25 protein-coding genes are annotated in these 15,887 nt (G+C 65.3%); 17 read left to right on the top strand and 8 right to left on the bottom strand.

The annotated features are described in order from the left end of the window. Positions 1–103 precede the first annotated feature (103 nt). Positions 104–562 carry an RNA polymerase-binding protein DksA gene (dksA, locus tag JY451_07580; protein ID QZH76384.1) on the bottom strand — a complete coding sequence of 153 codons (459 nt, stop codon included), beginning with the start codon at positions 560–562 and terminating at the stop codon, positions 104–106. A 326-nt stretch (positions 563–888) separates the two neighbouring features. On the opposite strand from dksA, the gene JY451_07575 reads away from it, so the two are divergent. Continuing rightward, on the top strand, positions 889–1,221 hold the full coding sequence (locus JY451_07575) for a sel1 repeat family protein (protein QZH76383.1): 333 nt from the start codon (positions 889–891) through the stop codon (positions 1,219–1,221). Here JY451_07575 and JY451_07570 read toward each other — a convergent pair. From JY451_07570 to JY451_07550, 5 genes are read right to left on the bottom strand one after another with little or no spacing between them, the layout of a single operon-like run. Continuing rightward, the gene (locus tag JY451_07570; protein ID QZH76382.1) at positions 1,218–2,369 is read right to left on the bottom strand and encodes an N-acetyltransferase; all 1,152 of its coding nucleotides are present in this window, start codon (positions 2,367–2,369) and stop codon (positions 1,218–1,220) included. The genes JY451_07575 and JY451_07570 overlap by 4 nt on opposite strands. 10 nt (positions 2,370–2,379) lie before the next feature. Next, positions 2,380–3,144, bottom strand: coding sequence for a glycerophosphodiester phosphodiesterase (locus JY451_07565; GenBank protein ID QZH76631.1), 765 nt, complete (start codon positions 3,142–3,144; stop codon positions 2,380–2,382). After that, positions 3,137–3,598 carry a RidA family protein gene (locus JY451_07560; protein ID QZH76381.1) on the bottom strand — a complete coding sequence of 154 codons (462 nt, stop codon included), beginning with the start codon at positions 3,596–3,598 and terminating at the stop codon, positions 3,137–3,139. The genes JY451_07565 and JY451_07560 overlap by 8 nt, the downstream gene beginning before the upstream one ends. A 1-nt stretch (position 3,599) precedes the next feature. Beyond that, positions 3,600–4,226: an HAD family hydrolase gene (locus JY451_07555; GenBank protein QZH76380.1), complete on the bottom strand. Its 627-nt coding sequence runs from the start codon at positions 4,224–4,226 to the stop codon at positions 3,600–3,602. Beyond that, a complete protein-coding gene (locus JY451_07550; protein QZH76379.1) occupies positions 4,223–4,477 on the bottom strand; it encodes a DUF3572 family protein in 255 nt (84 codons plus the stop codon). Before JY451_07550 ends, JY451_07555 begins: the two co-directional genes overlap by 4 nt. A 92-nt stretch (positions 4,478–4,569) precedes the next feature. On the opposite strand from JY451_07550, the gene JY451_07545 reads away from it, so the two are divergent. The 3 genes from JY451_07545 to JY451_07535 all read left to right on the top strand — a co-directional run bounded on the left by JY451_07545 (position 4,570) and on the right by JY451_07535 (position 6,565). Next, the gene (locus tag JY451_07545) at positions 4,570–4,962 is read left to right on the top strand and encodes a response regulator (GenBank protein QZH76378.1); all 393 of its coding nucleotides are present in this window, start codon (positions 4,570–4,572) and stop codon (positions 4,960–4,962) included. Positions 4,963–5,064: 102 nt separating this feature from the next. Continuing rightward, positions 5,065–5,307 carry an acyl carrier protein gene (locus tag JY451_07540; protein QZH76377.1) on the top strand — a complete coding sequence of 81 codons (243 nt, stop codon included), beginning with the start codon at positions 5,065–5,067 and terminating at the stop codon, positions 5,305–5,307. A 7-nt stretch (positions 5,308–5,314) separates the two neighbouring features. Continuing rightward, positions 5,315–6,565: an aminotransferase class I/II-fold pyridoxal phosphate-dependent enzyme gene (locus tag JY451_07535; GenBank protein QZH76376.1), complete on the top strand. Its 1,251-nt coding sequence runs from the start codon at positions 5,315–5,317 to the stop codon at positions 6,563–6,565. A gap of 57 nt (positions 6,566–6,622) precedes the next feature. Here JY451_07535 and JY451_07530 read toward each other — a convergent pair whose 3' ends face one another. Then, the gene (locus JY451_07530) at positions 6,623–7,267 is read right to left on the bottom strand and encodes a DedA family protein (GenBank protein ID QZH76630.1); all 645 of its coding nucleotides are present in this window, start codon (positions 7,265–7,267) and stop codon (positions 6,623–6,625) included. A 246-nt stretch (positions 7,268–7,513) separates the two neighbouring features. Here JY451_07530 and JY451_07525 point away from each other — a divergent pair, with 246 nt between their 5' ends. Further along, the gene (locus JY451_07525; protein QZH76375.1) at positions 7,514–7,969 is read left to right on the top strand and encodes a hypothetical protein; all 456 of its coding nucleotides are present in this window, start codon (positions 7,514–7,516) and stop codon (positions 7,967–7,969) included. Next, the gene (locus JY451_07520) at positions 7,953–9,296 is read left to right on the top strand and encodes a DNA-packaging protein (protein QZH76374.1); all 1,344 of its coding nucleotides are present in this window, start codon (positions 7,953–7,955) and stop codon (positions 9,294–9,296) included. The genes JY451_07525 and JY451_07520 overlap by 17 nt, the downstream gene beginning before the upstream one ends. Positions 9,297–9,434: 138 nt before the next feature. Here JY451_07520 and JY451_07515 read toward each other — a convergent pair whose 3' ends face one another. Then, positions 9,435–9,752, bottom strand: coding sequence for a GIY-YIG nuclease family protein (locus JY451_07515; protein QZH76373.1), 318 nt, complete (start codon positions 9,750–9,752; stop codon positions 9,435–9,437). 147 nt (positions 9,753–9,899) lie between these two features. On the opposite strand from JY451_07515, the gene JY451_07510 reads away from it, so the two are divergent. From JY451_07510 to JY451_07460, 11 genes are all read left to right on the top strand, one after another. Next, positions 9,900–11,057: a phage portal protein gene (locus JY451_07510; GenBank protein ID QZH76372.1), complete on the top strand. Its 1,158-nt coding sequence runs from the start codon at positions 9,900–9,902 to the stop codon at positions 11,055–11,057. Then, complete coding sequence (locus tag JY451_07505) at positions 11,054–11,362, top strand: hypothetical protein (protein ID QZH76371.1); 309 nt, start codon at positions 11,054–11,056, stop codon at positions 11,360–11,362. The genes JY451_07510 and JY451_07505 overlap by 4 nt, the downstream gene beginning before the upstream one ends. Continuing rightward, positions 11,359–11,751, top strand: a complete 393-nt coding sequence (locus JY451_07500; protein QZH76370.1) for an HK97 family phage prohead protease — start codon at positions 11,359–11,361, stop codon at positions 11,749–11,751. Before JY451_07505 ends, JY451_07500 begins: the two co-directional genes overlap by 4 nt. A 44-nt stretch (positions 11,752–11,795) precedes the next feature. After that, positions 11,796–12,932 (top strand): phage major capsid protein, encoded by a 1,137-nt coding sequence (locus JY451_07495; protein ID QZH76369.1) that lies wholly within the window; start codon positions 11,796–11,798, stop codon positions 12,930–12,932. A 150-nt stretch (positions 12,933–13,082) separates the two neighbouring features. Further along, positions 13,083–13,631: a phage head-tail connector protein gene (locus JY451_07490; protein QZH76368.1), complete on the top strand. Its 549-nt coding sequence runs from the start codon at positions 13,083–13,085 to the stop codon at positions 13,629–13,631. After that, on the top strand, positions 13,628–13,810 hold the full coding sequence (locus JY451_07485; GenBank protein ID QZH76367.1) for a hypothetical protein: 183 nt from the start codon (positions 13,628–13,630) through the stop codon (positions 13,808–13,810). The genes JY451_07490 and JY451_07485 overlap by 4 nt, the downstream gene beginning before the upstream one ends. Before the next feature lie 2 nt (positions 13,811–13,812). Beyond that, entirely contained in the window at positions 13,813–14,202 is a 390-nt protein-coding gene (locus JY451_07480) for a DUF3168 domain-containing protein (protein QZH76366.1), read from the top strand. Positions 14,203–14,356: 154 nt separating this feature from the next. After that, the gene (locus tag JY451_07475) at positions 14,357–14,764 is read left to right on the top strand and encodes a phage major tail protein, TP901-1 family (GenBank protein ID QZH76365.1); all 408 of its coding nucleotides are present in this window, start codon (positions 14,357–14,359) and stop codon (positions 14,762–14,764) included. Further along, positions 14,761–15,111, top strand: coding sequence for a gene transfer agent family protein (locus JY451_07470; protein QZH76364.1), 351 nt, complete (start codon positions 14,761–14,763; stop codon positions 15,109–15,111). The genes JY451_07475 and JY451_07470 overlap by 4 nt, the downstream gene beginning before the upstream one ends. Continuing rightward, positions 15,104–15,304, top strand: a complete 201-nt coding sequence (locus JY451_07465) for a phage tail assembly chaperone (GenBank protein ID QZH76363.1) — start codon at positions 15,104–15,106, stop codon at positions 15,302–15,304. The genes JY451_07470 and JY451_07465 overlap by 8 nt, the downstream gene beginning before the upstream one ends. Further along, the gene (locus JY451_07460) at positions 15,294–15,875 is read left to right on the top strand and encodes a tail tape measure protein (GenBank protein ID QZH76362.1); all 582 of its coding nucleotides are present in this window, start codon (positions 15,294–15,296) and stop codon (positions 15,873–15,875) included. The genes JY451_07465 and JY451_07460 overlap by 11 nt, the downstream gene beginning before the upstream one ends. The last annotated feature ends 12 nt before the right edge of the window (positions 15,876–15,887 follow it).

The following is a 15,887-nucleotide window of genomic DNA, read 5'->3' as shown; positions in this document are numbered from 1 at the left end:
AATGCGACGGAAGCACGGACTTTGCTATGGCGTGAATTTGCTCCGAAGAAGCCTAACGAGGCGTTAATTTACCCGCCCAAATGTAAAACTGTGCCGGAACGGGTCAGTCGTCGCGGGAAATCTTTTCGCGCCGTTCGTGCGCGGCCTGTGCTTCCACCGTCATGGTGGCAATGGGGCGTGCGATCAGCCGGTTGACGCCGATCGGCTCTCCCGTCACCTGGCACCAGCCGTATTCGCCCTCGTCGATCCGGCGCAGCGCGGCATCAATCTTGGCGATGAGTTTGCGCTGGCGATCGCGAGTGCGCAATTCGATTCCCCAGTCGGTTTCGCTCGACGCACGGTCATTCAGATCGGGTTCGCGGATCGGCCCGTCCTGAAGGCTTTGCAGCGTGCCCTCCGCCGCCTGAACCACCGACTTTTTCCATTCGAGTAGCAGAACACGGAAATAATTCAGCTGCTTGGCGGACATGTACTCTTCGGCGTCATCCGGCGTGTAATCGCGCGGCAGGGCTCGCTTGGCTTTGGTCAGGATGTCGATATCGTCATGCGTGGCAGTAGCCATCAGGTGCTCCGGATCCCTCTACACTGGGCCTTCCCTGCTGCGGCACCGGCCGCCCGTTTACCGGGTCTGTCACCATGCGCCGCAAAGGCGTATCGGTCGGGCGCGCCTATAGGGGCGGCTGTTTGGCCGCACAAGCGGCAATCTGGAACAAGAGGTGTAAGAAACAGCAATGTGCATCGGCATGACACACCAAGCGTCGGGTTTGCCGGACCGGCAAACCCAGAAACCGCCGTCTGCGTTAACAATTTCTTGACCACGTTCGTCAAAACATCGGCCCCACGGAAGCCGGGCGTGTTCGCCGGGCCGAAAACAGGGGTAACAGGATCATGCAACTGGCCAGGATCGAAACTTTCGCCAAGCACACGCCCGCCGATGTAAGCGGGGCCGACATGCTGGTGGCGCGCTGCCTTGCTGCTGCGGCCGACGGGGATACCAATGCCTATTACGATCTCGGGGTCGCTTACTCGACCGGCAGCCACGGCGTGAACTGCGACCTGATCGAGGCACACAAATGGTTCAATCTCGCCGCGACCGGCGGACACGAGGCCGCCAGCTGGTGCCGGGCCGATATTTCCGACGAAATGACTGCGCGCGAAATCTCCGAAGCCCAGCGCCGTGCCCGCGAATGGCTGCGGCAGGGTGAAAGCCGCGCGGCCTAGTTTTTCCGGAACGGTGTGCGCCGCTCCAGGTGCAGCCGGTCCATTGCCACCCCGCGCCGCTCGGCTTCGAGGAATTGTGCCACGGCCTGCCGGAAGCCCGGATCGGCAATGTAGTGCAGCGAATGGGTCGCCACCGGAGCATAGCCGCGCGCCAGCTTGTGCCCGCCTTGTGCGCCCGCCTCCACCCGCTTGAGACCAAGTTCAATCGCCGCATCGATCGCGCGATAGTAGCAGAGCTCGAAATGCAAGAAGGGCTTGTCGACCAGACAGCCCCAATAGCGCCCGTAGAGCGCGTCCCCGCCGATGAAATTGAGCGCCCCGGCAATTGGTCTGCCATGCTCGAAGGCCAGCAGCAGCAACAGCCGGTCGCCCATCCGTTCCCCGAACAGGTCGAAGGCTTGGCGGGTCAGGTACGGCGTACCCCATTTGCGTGATCCGGTGTCCTGGTAGAACAGCCAGAAAGCGTCCCATTGTTCGGGCCGGATATCGCCGCCGGTGAACGCCCGCACCTCCACCCCTTCGTTGGCCGCCGCCCGTTCCTTGCGCAGGTCCTTGCGTTTGCGCGAAGTGAGGGTGCTGAGAAAATCGTCGAAGCTGGCGAACCCGTGATTGGTCCAGTGAAACTGGATGTCCTCCCGCCGCAGCCAGCCCGCCGCCTCGAACAGCGGCACCTGCTCCGGTTCGACAAAGGTGGCGTGCGCGCTCGACCAGCCGTTCTGCGCCACCAGTTGCTGGGCAGACCGGAGCAGCGGTCCAGCATAGACGGGGTCGGCGAGCAGCAGGCGCGGGCCAGTGGCGGGGGTGAAGGGAGCGCTGATCTGGAACTTGGGGTAGTACTGCCCGCCCGCGCGGTGCCAGGCATCGGCCCAGGCGTAGTCGAACACATATTCGCCCTGGCTGTGCAGCTTGAGATAGCTTGGCATGGCGGCGAGCAATCGGCCGGTCTCATCCTCCAGCACCAGCGGTGCGCTTTGCCAGCCGGTGTGGCCCTGCTCGCCCAAGCGGTCGACGCTGCCCGATTCCTCCATGATGGTGAGGAAATCGTGGCTGACGAAGGGATTCGCGCCACTGGCCAGCCGGTCCCAGTCCGCCTTCGGAATCGCGCCAACGGCGGGCAGGATGCGGGCGGTCAGCGCTTGGTCGGCCATGCGGACCTATCTAGGCGAGCGACTCCCACGCCGCCACCCCCGGACCTTCGGCTATGGGGGTCGCTCCTGCGGCCTTGGCGGTCTCAACCTGCGCGGCGCTCCGCACGGTCCATGTCAGCAGCGCCAGCCCCGCCTTCACCTGCCGCGAGGCGAAGCGGCTGGGGAGGTCACGAATATCGTAGGCCAGAAACTGCGGCCTGGCATGGAGCACAGACAAGCGTCGCTTGACCCCGCCCGCCACGGTACGCGAATTCTCCTCGGTCACCACCAGCCCGCGCACCACATCAGGCATCCGCTGCGCGAACCATTCGCCGATCCGCGGATCGAAGCTCATCACCGCAAGTTCGCCTGTGTAGCCGTCGATATCGCGGCGCACCGCGCGGCACAGCGCGTGGACGCTTTCGCGACGATCGGTCTTGAGTTCGAGCAGCAGCGGCACGCGCCCTGCGACCATGGCCAGCATATCACGCAGCGTGGGAATCGTCTCCGATGTACCGCCCAGCGTCAGGGCGGTCAGTTCGCCGACGGTCTTTTCCTGCGTCAGCCCCGGCTGCCCGGTGAGCCGTTCGATATCGGCATCGTGGAACACCATCGCCCGCCCGTCGGCGCTCACCCGAAGATCACATTCGATCCCGAGGCCGCGTTCGATGGCGGCGGCAAAGGCGGCAAGCGAGTTCTCAGGAATCTCGCTGTCGTGCAGCCCGCGATGGGCATAGGCCTGCCGCGTCAGCCAGTCGGTCGCGCCAGAAATCGCTCCAGCCACGGCTTCAGCCAGCGGTCAGCGCAATCACGGCATCCACTTCCACCGCCGCACCCAGCGGCAGCGCGGGGACGCCGACAGCAGCACGGGCGTGCTTGCCCGCTTCGCCGAACACTTCCACCATCAGCTCGCTGGCACCGTTCGCCACCTTCGGCTGATCGGTGAAGTGCCCGGTCGAATTGACGAAGGCGCCCAGCTTGACCACCCGCTCCACCCGGTCGAGCGCGATGCCTGCCGCGCGGACCTGCGCCAGGATCATCAGCGCGCAGGCGCGGGCCGCCGCTTGTCCCTGCTCCAGCGATATGTCTTCGCCCAGCCGCCCGGTGACGAGCTGGCCGTCAATGAAGGGCAGTTGCCCGGATACATGGGCCAGGTTCCCTGCCACCACCACCGGGAAATAGGCGGCCACCGGTGCAGCGGCCTCAGGCAGGGTGATACCCAGTGCGATCAGACGGGCTTCAATCGACATTTCAATCTCCGGAATGCAGCTTTTCGAGAACCCACGGGAGGGCCAAGGCCCAGTCATCTATCCGCGCATGGGCATGGCCTGCAACATGTGCGCAAGGGACATGCGGCGCAATCGCCGGTTCGCCGCACAGGTGCAGGCGATGGACATGGGGCGCTTCTTCCATGGCCGACAGATGGTGCTGGGCAATATCGTCGACGAATACGATCCGGGCCGCGCCATGCTCCGCCACGATCCGCCGCAAGGCCGCGCCCTTCGGCCCCTGGTTGGTGAACACGGGCACATCCACGCCATGCTTGCGCAATTGCGCGGCGCGCGCTTCGTTGCGTTCATCGGTGAGATTGGTCAGCACCACCACGTCGGCATGGCGGCTGATTTCTGCGATCGCTTCGAGCGCGCCCGCGATCGGCTGCTGCGCATCCATCTGCGTATCGAAGAAAAGGCCGAGCATCCGCCAGACTTCGCTCTCGGCCATTGGCTCGGTACTGCCGCGCCGCCGCATCGCCTGAAGGAACGGATTGCCTTCGAGCGCGAAATCGATTGCGTGCTCGCGCCCCAGCCAGTCGCGGAAATGGCGGACCATGTGCAACAGCACTTCGTCGCAATCGGTTACCAGCAGCGGGCGGCTCATGCGCGCAGCTCCATCTGCGCGCGCACCAAAACCTCGGGAGCAATGTCCAATGCTTCTGCCGCACCAATCAGGTCGGGTTCGTGTGCGGCGAGGAAATCGAACACTGCACGATGCGTTGCCGGATCGCCGACTCCGGCCCGCAGGCCTTCCGGAGTCAGCCCGGTCAGATCGAGGAACCGCTGCGCACGATCCTGATCTTCGAGCACCCAGCCGAGTGCGGCGAGAGCAAGGGCAGAACTATCGTTAAACAAAATTTTACATTCCTCGCCAATTGTAACATTCGAGGGTAAGGGGTAGGAAGACAAATAGGTAAATCGCTACAAGCGAGGCCTTCGGGGGCGCAATGACGAAGAGAATCCTCGTTGTCGAGGACAACGATCTCAACCGCAAACTTTTCTGCGACGTGCTGCGCGCCGGGGGTTTTTCGGTCGAACCCGTGGCTGACGGTAATCTCGCCATCGCGGCCGCCCGCGCATTCTTTCCCAATCTGGTGGTGATGGATATCCAGTTGCAAGATGTCTCCGGGCTGGACCTGATCGCCACCCTCAAGGGCGACAGCGCGCTGGCCGACGTGCCGGTGCTGGCCGTCACCGCCTATGCCGGCAAGGGTGACGAGGAGCGGATTCGCGAATCGGGTGCGGAAGGCTATCTCTCCAAGCCGGTGAGCATCGGGCCATTCATGGCCGCCGTGCGCGGATTGATGGACAGCGCGGCGGCGCGGGCCGCCACGGCCTGACCCCCCGGCCTGACCCTAAGCCCTATTTCGAAAAATTTGCGGGCGGGCCATGCACCGCCTATGGGCAGGGCAATCAATTTACCCAAGAGGATTGGACCGTTCATGGACCGTGCCGCCGCCGACAGCAAAATCCGCGACATCATCGAACCCTTCAACAAAAAGGGCGTGGCCATTGCGGATGCCACCACTTTTGCCGGGGACCTGGAATTCGACAGCCTGACGGTGATGGATTTCGTCGCCGCGATCGAGGACGAATTCGACATCATCATCTCGATGAACCAGCAGGCGGAAATCGAGAATTTCGGGCAACTGGTCGATGCGGTCACCGCTTCGGCGAGCAAGTGAGGCCAGCATGAGCGAAGGCGTGATGCAGGCCGACCGGCCCGAAGATCTTGACGGGGGAACAAGGGACCTGTTCTCCAAGTTCGATCCGATCATCCAGATGCGCGAGGGCCTGCTCTCTACCGGGCAGGAAGATCCGTTCTCCCTGGTGATGGAGAAAGTGCTCTCCCCTACCCGCGCGGTGTGCAACGGGCGCGATACGATCCTGCTCGGCACCTACAATTACATGGGCATGACTTTCGATCCCGACGTGATCGCCGCAGGGCAGCAGGCGCTGGCCGATTTCGGCGCGGGCACCACCGGCAGCCGGGTGTTGAACGGCACCTATCAGGGCCATCGCGAGTGTGAGGATGCCCTGCGCGAATTCTACGCGATGGATCACGCGATGGTCTTCTCCACCGGCTACCAGGCCAATCTGGGGATCATTTCCACCATCGCCGGGAAGGGCGATTACATCGTCCTCGATATCGATAGCCACGCCAGCATCTGGGACGGCTGCGCACTGGGCAATGCCGAAGTCGTGCCGTTCAAGCACAACGATATCGAAGCGATGGAAAAGCGCCTGAAGCGGATTCCCGAAGGCGCGGGCAAACTGGTGATTCTCGAAGGCGTCTATTCGATGCTCGGCGACATCGCTCCGCTCGCCGAAATGGTGAAAGTGGCCAAGGCCAACGGCGCGATGGTGCTGGTGGACGAGGCGCATTCGATGGGCTTCATCGGCGAACACGGGCGCGGCGTCTGCGAAGCGGCAGGCGTGATCGACCAGTGCGATTTCATCATCGGCACTTTCTCCAAGAGCGTGGGCACGGTGGGCGGCTTCTGCGTATCCAACCACCCCAAGTTCGAGATCCTGCGGCTGGTGTGCCGCCCCTATGTGTTCACTGCTTCACTTCCGCCAAGCGTCGTGGCGACCGCCGCCACCTCGATCCGCAAGCTGATGGACGCGAAGGACAAGCGCGACCATCTGTGGGAGAATTCGAAGCGCCTGCACCTCGGGCTATCGGCGCTCGGCTTCCAGCTCGGCACCGATGCGCCGCAGAGCGCCATCGTCGCCGTCATCATGCCGGACCTGGAAAAGGGCGCGGCGATGTGGGAAGCGCTGCTGAAGGAAGGCCTCTACGTCAACCTCGCCCGCCCGCCCGCGACGCCTGCGAACATGACCCTGCTGCGCTGCTCGCTCTGCGCCGAGCATACCGAGGAGCAGGTGGGGACGATCCTGGGCATGTTCGAACGTGCGGGCAAGGCCGTGGGGATTATCTAGTCTTCCCGAATGCGGCCAAGGCTCTGCGGCTAACCGGTTCGAGGTATCCGACCGGCGTCAAATCTCTTCGAGGCTGGTCACCTGCGCACACTTGTCCGCCGGATCGCTTTCGCCTTCGCCGCTGCCAAGCTGGGTCAGCAGTACGAAGCCGCCGATCAGCAGCACCACGAACACGGTGGTCACGGTGCCGAGATACTTGTCGATCACCGCCTTGATCGGGGCGCCGAACAGCCGGAACAGGATCCCCACGGTCATGAAGATGAACGCCCGCCCGGCAATCGCCGCCAGCGTGAAGGTGAGGAGGTTCATCTCGATGAACCCTGCCGTGATCGTCAGCAGCTTGAACGGCACCGGGGTGGTGCCCGCCACCACGATCACTTCCCAGTCGTACTCACGCAGGTAGCAGGCGGCCGGCGGAAAGCTTTCGCTTAGCCCTAGCGCGCCGATCAGCCACGCCCCCACCGCCTCATAGAGGAAATAACCGATCGCATAGCCGAACAACCCGCCCAGCACCGAAGCGACGGTGCAGATCAGCGCAAAGCGGATCGCCCTCTTCGGCTCTGCCAGGCACATCAGCCCCAGCAGCGGATGCGGCGGGATGGGGAAGAACGAACTCTCGATGAAAGAGAAGAATGCCAGCCACCATTCCGCTTTGGGGTGAGCGGCCTTGGCCATTGTCCATTCGTAGAGGCTGCGGATCAGGCCCATCATGCGCGCAAAACCTTCGTATTGGCTGGAAGACGGGCCCCTAGGGCAGCCCGATGACAGGTGCAAGTCCTACAAACTAACCGTTATGGCACTTTGTTATTGACATTGTGACGCTGTTAGGTTAGAGAAACGGAACATCGCGATAAACCGAATCGGCAACAGCCGAGCAACGGGCGGTTCCCCACATCGGGAGCCGCCCTTTTGCGTGCCCGGCCCGGATCGCGCCTGGGATTGCATCACATGGATGACAACATCGACACGGCCCCGGAATGGTGCGCCGCGTTTCTCGAAAAGCTGGCCGCCACGTCGAATATCACCGCTTCGGCGCGCGCCGCCGGGATCAACACCAGCAAGGCCTATGCCTTCCGCCGCAAGGATCGTGATTTCGCCCGCGCCTGGCGCAAGGCGCTCTGCGAAGGCTATGACAATCTGGAACTGGAACTGCTGGCGCGGCTGCGCAAGGGCCAGCCGCCCAGTTCCAAGACCCGTTACGACAACGCCGCAGCCATCCGCCTGCTGCTCGCCCACCGTGACGAGGTGAGCCAGCAGCGCGCGCTCGACGAGGAAGAAGACGAGGAAACGGTTCTAGCCTCGCTCACCGCAAAGCTCGACGACATGCGCAACCGGCAGCTCGCTGCCGATGCCTTGCGGGCAGAGCTCGGGATTACCAGGGACAGCGATGCGCTCGATCATTGATCTGCGCGACTGGCTGCTCGAAGAGCCGCCGCTGCGCCGCCAGCAGCGCCTGCGCACGTTAAGCCTTGCAGAACGCAACGGACTGCAAGGCTACTGGAATGTCTGGGCGCGGCCCGAGCAGCTGCCGCCGCCGGGCGACTGGTCGAGCTGGTTGATCTGCGCCGGACGCGGTTTCGGCAAGAGCCGCGCGGGGGCAGAATGGGTCTGCGGGCAGGCGCTGACCGATGGCGAGGCGCGGATCGCGCTGGTCTCCAGCTCGCTGGCGGAAGCCCGTGCAGTGATGGTGGAGGGCGAGAGCGGCATTCTGGCGTGTATGCGGCGTCGCCGGAAGCAAGTGAATTTCGAACCCTCGTTGCGGCGGCTGACCTGGCCGAGCGGCGCGCAGGCAACGCTCTACTCCGCCGCCGAGCCGGAATCGTTGCGCGGCCCGCAGCACAGCCACGCCTGGTGCGACGAAATTGGAAAATGGGACCATGCCCGCGATCGAGCAATCGCGGCGTGGGACAATCTCTGCCTCGGCCTGCGGCTGGGCGAGCGCCCGCAAGTGCTCGCCACCACCACCCCGCGGGCGGTGCCGCTGGTGCAGCGGCTGTTCACTGAATCCGAAAGCGGTGCGGCCGCGATCACGCGAGGCAGCACATATGACAATGCGGAAAACCTGCCACCGCGCTACGTGCGCAATATCAGCCAGCGGCTCGGGCAGACCGCGCTGGGGAGGCAGGAACTCGACGGCGAACTGCTTACCGATATCGAGGGTGCGCTGTGGACCCGTTCGCTGATCGAGCGGTGCCGGATTGCGGCACCTTTGGAAGACACCGTTCGGGTGGTCGTCGCCGTCGATCCGCCTGCTTCGGCAGGGGGCGACGAATGCGGGATCGTAGTCTGCGCGCTGACAGAGTCAGGAATGGGACTGGTGCTCGCCGACGCATCGGTAAGCAAGGCCAGCCCCGAACGCTGGGCGCGCGCGGTGGCTGGTTCGGTGGAGGCGTGGCAGGCCGACCGGGTGGTGGCGGAGGCCAACCAGGGCGGAGCGATGGTCGAAAGCGTCCTGCGCGCCGCTGACTGCGCGATGCCGATCCGTTTGGTCCACGCGAGCCGCGGGAAAGCTGCGCGGGCGGAGCCGGTGGCGGCTCTGTATGAGGCGGGGCGGGTTCTGCATGTGGGCCAGTTCGCCGCGCTCGAGGACCAGTTGTGCGGGATTATGGCGGGGGGTGCTTACGAAGGGCCAGGACGATCGCCGGATCGGGCGGATGCGCTGGTCTGGGCGCTGAGCGAGTTGATGCTGGGGAAGCGGGGGGTGGAACCCTCAGTGAAGCGACTTGACTAATCAGCCCTGTCACCCCGGACTTGTTCCGGGGTGGTGCTTTTCTTCCACACCGCCGTCAAATGAGGAGCCCCGACCCCGGAACAAGTCCGGGGTGACAAATGGGGGACCTCCCGAGGGGACACGAAGGTGGCGAGAGGCCTAATTCTTCTTCACCAGCGGATCGAACCCGAAATCCAGCGCCAGATCGCGCCAATCCGGGTTCTCGGCCTCGATCAGATTGAACTTCCACCGGCGCGGCCAGCGTTTGACGGTCTTCTCCCGCCGTATGGCGAACTCGATATCGTCATGCCGCTCTAACCACACGAGCAACCCGATATTCCGCCGCTCGGTATAGCCGGGCACCACCTTATTACGATGCTGGTAGAAGCGGCCGAGCGGGTCGGTGGTCATGCCAGTGTAAAGAGCGCCGCGGTAGCGGTTTGCGAGCAGATAGACCGTCGGTTCGAAGGTGCGCATCGGGCGGTTTTTGCCCCACGCCGCCGAGTTCGTCACCCCCTTCTGTCACCCCGGATTTATTCCGGGATCGGTGCTTCCCCTTCGAGGGAGGCATGAAGAAAAGCACCACCCCGGAACAAGTCCGGGGTGACAAAGAGAGGTAATCCAATGACATTCCTCAACACCCTGCGCTCCGCCTTCAAGGGCGGGGCGGGCACTCGTGTGCCTTTGGCGCACGCGTTTCAGTCGCCCTGGGGGTGGCATTATGCCAATGGCGGGACGCGGGCGCCGTTCGAATACAACAGCGCAGTGCGCCATGCCTTTCTCGACAACCCGGTGGCGCAGCGCGCGGTGCGGATAGTCGCCGAGGGGGTGGGCTCTGCGCCCTTGGCCGAGGCCGATCCCAAGGCGCTGGCCTTGGTCAAGGCGACCAGCGCGGGGCAGAGCCTGCTCGAAACGCTCGCGGCGCATCTGCTGCTGCACGGCAACGGCTTCGTGCAGATCGCCCGCGATGCCGCTGGCCGCCCCATCGAACTGTTCGCGCTGCGCCCCGAACGGATGACGGTAATCCCCGGAGTGGACGGCTGGCCGCGCGGCTACCGCTACAAGCTCGACGACCGCGCACTCGATCTGCCGGTCGAAGATGCCGAGGGCTGGCCATGCCTCGTCCATCTCAAGGCCTTCCACCCGGCGGACGATCACTACGGCGCGGGATGCCTTTCGGCTGCCGATCAGGCGGTGGCGATCCACAATGCGGCTGCCGCGTGGAACCGGGCGCTGCTGGAGAACGCGGCGCGGCCCAGCGGCGCGCTGGTCTATGATGGCGGGGCAGAGGCGGCTGGGTTGACTGCCGACCAGTTCGAACGGCTGAAGGGCGAATTGCAGGCGGCCTACCAGGGCGGCGGCAATGCCGGGCGGCCGATGCTGCTCGAAGGCGGGCTGAAATGGCAGAGCCTATCGCTCTCCCCCGCCGACATGGATTTCGCCACGCTGAAGGAGGCCGCCGCGCGCGACATTGCGCTGGCTTTCGGGGTGCCGCCGATGCTGCTCGGCCTGCCGGGGGACAATACCTACGCCAATTACCGCGAGGCCAACCGGGCGCTGTGGCGACTGACGCTGCTGCCGCTGGCCGGCAAGATCCTGAACGGGCTGGAGGAAGCGATCAAGCCCTCGTTCCCCGGTCTCGACCTCGCCGTCGATCTCGACCGGGTGCCCGCGCTCTCCGAGGATCGCGAGCGGTTGTGGGCGCAGGTAAGTGCGGCCGATTTCCTGTCGCCCGAAGAAAAGCGCGCGATGCTCGGCATTCGCGAGGAGGCAAAACCATGAACCGCGAAGACATGCTCGCCGCGCTGATCGCGCAGGCGCAAGGTGCAGGAACCGATCTGGTTACCCTGCGTGCCATTGTGGAGGAAGCCAGCGAAGTGGGCGCGCGGCGTGTGCTCGACCGGCTCGGTCTTGGCGACGACAATGCGCAGGACGATCTCGACGAATTGCGCGACCTGCTCGGTGCCTGGCGCACCGCCAAGGCGAGCGCGTGGAAAGCCGTGGTCGACTGGTTCGTGCGAGTGATCGGTGCGCTGCTGCTGATCGGCATCGCCGTGCGGCTCGATATCGCGGGACTGCTGCGATGAGGATCGCCGGATACGCCGCGCTGTTCGACATTGCCGACGGCGCGAAGGACACGATCCGCCCCGGCGCCTTCTCGCGCACGCTGGCGGAGCGCAAAGTGCCGCTACCCCTCTACTGGCAGCACCGCCCCGATCAGCGGATCGGCACGGTGGAGCTGGTGGAGGAAGACGCGCGCGGGCTGCGGGTGATTGCGCTGATCGACAATTCGGGCAGTCGTGCCGTGTCCGCTTTACTCGCCAAGGCGGTGAACGGCCTCAGCTTCGGCTACCGTGCGCGAGCCTTCCGCCATTCCCCTGCGGGACGAGTGCTGGAGGATATCGAACTGCTCGAAGTCAGCCTCGTCACCCACCCGCTCCAGCATGGGGCGCGAGTTCACCTCGTCCAATCCTGAATCCTCCATTTTGTCTCCCCTCCCCCAAGAAAGGTAAGTCCCCTATGGATACCCTCATTGATACCCCCCAGCTCGCCGAAAGCTTCGACATCGTCGCCCGGCAGGACGCTGCCGACGAAAAGATTACCGTGCTGCGTTCCGACGTGGACGAAGTGAAAGCGCGGCTCGACAAGGTCAGCCGGGCAGCTGCCCGTCCGGCCATCGGCGGCAGTGCCGAAACCAGTCCCGAAGTGAAGGGCTTTGTCGACGGCTACCTGCGCCACGGCCGCGAGAGCGAGATCAAGTCGATCAGCGGCGCTACTCCGGGCGACGGCGGCTATGCCGTGCCGCGTGAAATCGACGCGATGATCGCTGCCGAACTGAAGGACGTCTCCCCCATCCGCGCCCTCGCGCAGGTGGTGCAGGTCGGCACCAGCGGCTATCGCAAGCTCGTCACCACCGGCGGCGTGGCTTCGGGCTGGGTCGGCGAGACGGCGGCACGCCCCGAAACCGACACGCCCGAATTTGCCGAGATCGCCCCGCCCTCTGGCGAGCTTTACGCCAATCCGGCGGCGAGCCAGGCCATGCTCGACGATGCGGCCTTCGATCTCGAAGGCTGGCTGGCGAGCGAAATCGCCATGGAATTTGCGCGTGCAGAAGGCGCAGCCTTCGTCGGCGGCAACGGGGTGAACCAGCCGCGCGGCTTCCTCGCCGCCCCCACCTCGCTGGCAGGCGATGCGGCGCGGCCGTTCGGTTCGCTGCAATATATCGGCTCGGGCGATGCGGCGGGCTTCGATGCCAACCCCGAAAGTCGGCTGATCGACCTGGTCCACACGCTCAAGGCGGGCCATCGCCAGGGCGCAAGCTGGGTGATGAATTCGGCTACCCTCAGCGAAGTGCGCAAGCTCAAGACTGCCGACGGGGCCTTCCTGTGGCAGCCGGGCATGGTGGACGGCCAGCCCGATCGCCTGCTCGGCTATCCGGTGGTCGAGGCCGAGGACATGCCCGATGTGGCAGGCGGCGCTTTCCCGATCGCCTTCGGCAACTTCCGCGCGGGCTATATCATCGCCGAACGTAGCGCGACGCAGATCCTGCGCGATCCCTTCACCAACAAGCCGTTCGTGCATTTCTACGCCACCAAGCGCGTGGGCGGGCAGGTGCTCGACTCTGCGGCGATCAAGCTGCTGAAGATCGAGGCGTAGTTTGTGTTGCGTGAGCGCCTCCGCGCTCACGTCCTCGGTGCTGTTCCCTCCGTTTCACCGCGGGGCACCTGCGGGCGGCCGGTCGACCTTGCGGTCGGCTGCGCCGCCCGAAGGGGATCACATTAAATGGGCATCGCGAGAGGACCCTCCATGAACCGCACTATCCTGACGCCGCCGGTGCTCGCGCCGGACGCGCTCGACGAAATCAAGGCCTGGCTCGCGATCACCACCGCGCGCGACGATGCCGCACTGCTCGCGCTGCTGCGCGCGGCGATCGACACATGCGAGGGCTTTACCGGGCAGATGCCTTTGGAAGCCATTGCCGAGGAAGTGCTGCCCGCCACGGGCGGTTGGCACAGTCTGGCCACCGCACCGGTGCGGGCAATGACGGCGCTGGAGGCACTGGCGCAGGACGGCACCCGGTCCGCGCTTGATCCGACATTCTACCTGTTCGACATTGCGGCGGACGGCTGCGGGCAGGTCAGCATCACCGGTCCGGTGAGCGAAAACCGCGTGGTCGTCCGCTTTGCTGCCGGGATCGCGCCCGACTGGGCGAGCCTGCCCGACGGGCTTCGCCACGGCGTGATCCGCCTCGCCACGTACCATTATCGCGAGCGCAATGACGGCGGGTCAGAACGCGGCCCACCCGCTGCGGTGGCGGCACTGTGGCAGCCATGGCGGCGGATGCGGCTCGCATGAGCAGCGGCATGATTCGGGCGCGCTCGACAATCCGCACCGGCTTTGCCGCACGCCTTGCCCGCCGCGCACAGGTGCTGGCGCAGGCCGCCGCCGAAAGCGCATTGCGCGCCCGCCGCGCCGACCCCGCCCGGTGGCGCAAGGCGCGGCTGCTCTGGCCGCTGTTCAGCAGGGATAACTGACGATGGAAACCCAATTGCGCTCTGCGCTGGTCGAATGGCTGGCGAGCGACCCGCTACTTGCCGATCTGCTCAACGATATCACCGAGGAAGCGCCTTCGCGCGCCGCGCCGCCGTGGCTCGCCATTGCCGCCAGCGCTTCGGTCGATTGGAGCACCAAGGAGCGCCGCGGGCGCGAAGTCCGCGTGGCGCTGGAACTGCACCATCGCGGCGAGGAGGCGGGCGAAACTGCATCGCTGATCGCGCTGGTGGAGGCCCGCATCGAGGCGCTGCCGCGCGCGCAGGCGGGCTTCCACATTGCCAGCACGCAGTTCCTCCGCGCCCGCGCCGAACAGCGCGCGCACAACCGCCGTGCGGTGCTGATCGAGTACCGGTTCCGGTTGCTCGAAATGTAACAACCCCTCCCGCAAGCGGGAGGGAGCGAGACTTGGTGAGCCGAAGGCGAACCTAGTCGCAGCGGGGTGGGCCTGTCCGGCCTCCCGCGGTTTCAGGCCCACCCCCAGCCCCTCCCGCCAGCGGGAGGGGAGTTTTTTCCAAGGAGAACCCCACATGACTGCCCAGAAAGGCTCCGCCTTCCTTCTCAAGATCGGAGACGGCGCCCAGCCGCCCGTGTACACCACTGTCGCCGGCCTGCGCACCACGCAGATGTCGATCAATGGCGATGCGATTGTCGTCACCCACAAGGGATCGGGAGGCTGGCGTGACCTGCTTTCAGGTGCTGGCGTGCGCTCGGTTTCGGTCAGCGCGGCGGGGATCTTCCTCGGCAGCGAGGCCGAAGCCGCGATCCGCGCCCATGCCCTGGCCGGGACGATTGCCGATTACGAATTGTCGTTCGAGGACGGCGAGCGGCTGCGCGGGCGGTTCCTCGTCCAGCGGCTCGACTATGCCGGGGACTTCAATGGCGAGCGCAACTACACGCTCCAGCTCGAAAGCTCGGGCGCAGTGGTGCCGGTATGAGTCGCGCTCAAGTAGCCGAAGGCGGTAGTGCATACAAAAGGCTGGCTAACCCTGCGCGCGGCGAGGCCGCCTTCATGATTTCGGGACGGCCATACACCCTGCGCCCGACCTTCACCGCGCTGGTGGCGGCGGAGGAAGAACTCGGCCCGCTGTTCGCCCTGGTGGAGCGCGCGAGCGAGGGACAATTGCGCCTGTCCGAGATCGCGGCGCTATTCTGGCATTGCCTCGCCGAGCGCGAGAGCGTGGCTCGCGAGCACGTGGGCGAGGCGGTGATGCAGGCAGGGCTGGCTGCGGCGATGGCTCCGCTGCGGGTGCTGTTGGCGCAAGTGCTGCAGGGCCGTGGCTGAAAGATTCACCGCTTCTGCCGCACGGTTGGCGGGGCTGAGCGGGCGACTGCTGAGCTGGCCGCCCGACTGGTTCTGGCAGGCCACCCCCGCCGAACTGGCAGCGATCCTGTTTGTCGACCCTGAGGCGACGACGAGCGGCATCGACCGCCAGACAATCGAACAGATGATGGAGCGCGAGCGCGATGGACGATGAAATCGAAACGCTGATGGTCGAAGTGCGCGCCAGCACCGCTGGGTTCCGCGCCGACGTGGAATCGATGCGCTCTGCGCTCGATTCCTCGCTGCTTGGCGGGTTTGCGCAGGCGGGCGAAGTGCTCGAGCGCAGCCTGCTTTCAGCGATACGCCGGGGCAAACTGGGGTTCGATGAACTGAAGGCGATTGCCCTGCGGACGATGGGCGAAATCGCCGCACAGGCGCTGCAATCGGGGATCGGTTCGATTTTCGGCGGCGCCTCTCCTGTGGGCGGCGGGACCAACATCGGCTCACTGCTGAACGGAATTTTCGGCTCGCTGTTCGGCCTTCCCGGTCGCGCGACCGGCGGGCCGGTCTCGCCGGGACGCGCATTTATGGTCGGCGAGCGCGGTCCGGAACTGTTCGTGCCGACCAGTGCCGGACGGGTGGAGGCAGCGCAGGTGGGTGGCAGTCGCGAAGTGCGGGTGGCGATCAATCTGGCCGCCCCGCGCGGCACGCAAGGCCCGGTCATGCTGCGCAGATCCAGCCGCCAGATCGCCAGCGCGGTCGCCCGCGCCATGCGTGAATTCTGAGGAACGACAGGT

This window comes from Erythrobacter sp. (assembly GCA_019739335.1).
GTDB lineage: Bacteria > Pseudomonadota > Alphaproteobacteria > Sphingomonadales > Sphingomonadaceae > Alteraurantiacibacter.
The sequence above is the reverse complement of the archived record's forward strand: the minus strand, read 5'-3'. Positions and strand labels throughout refer to the sequence as shown.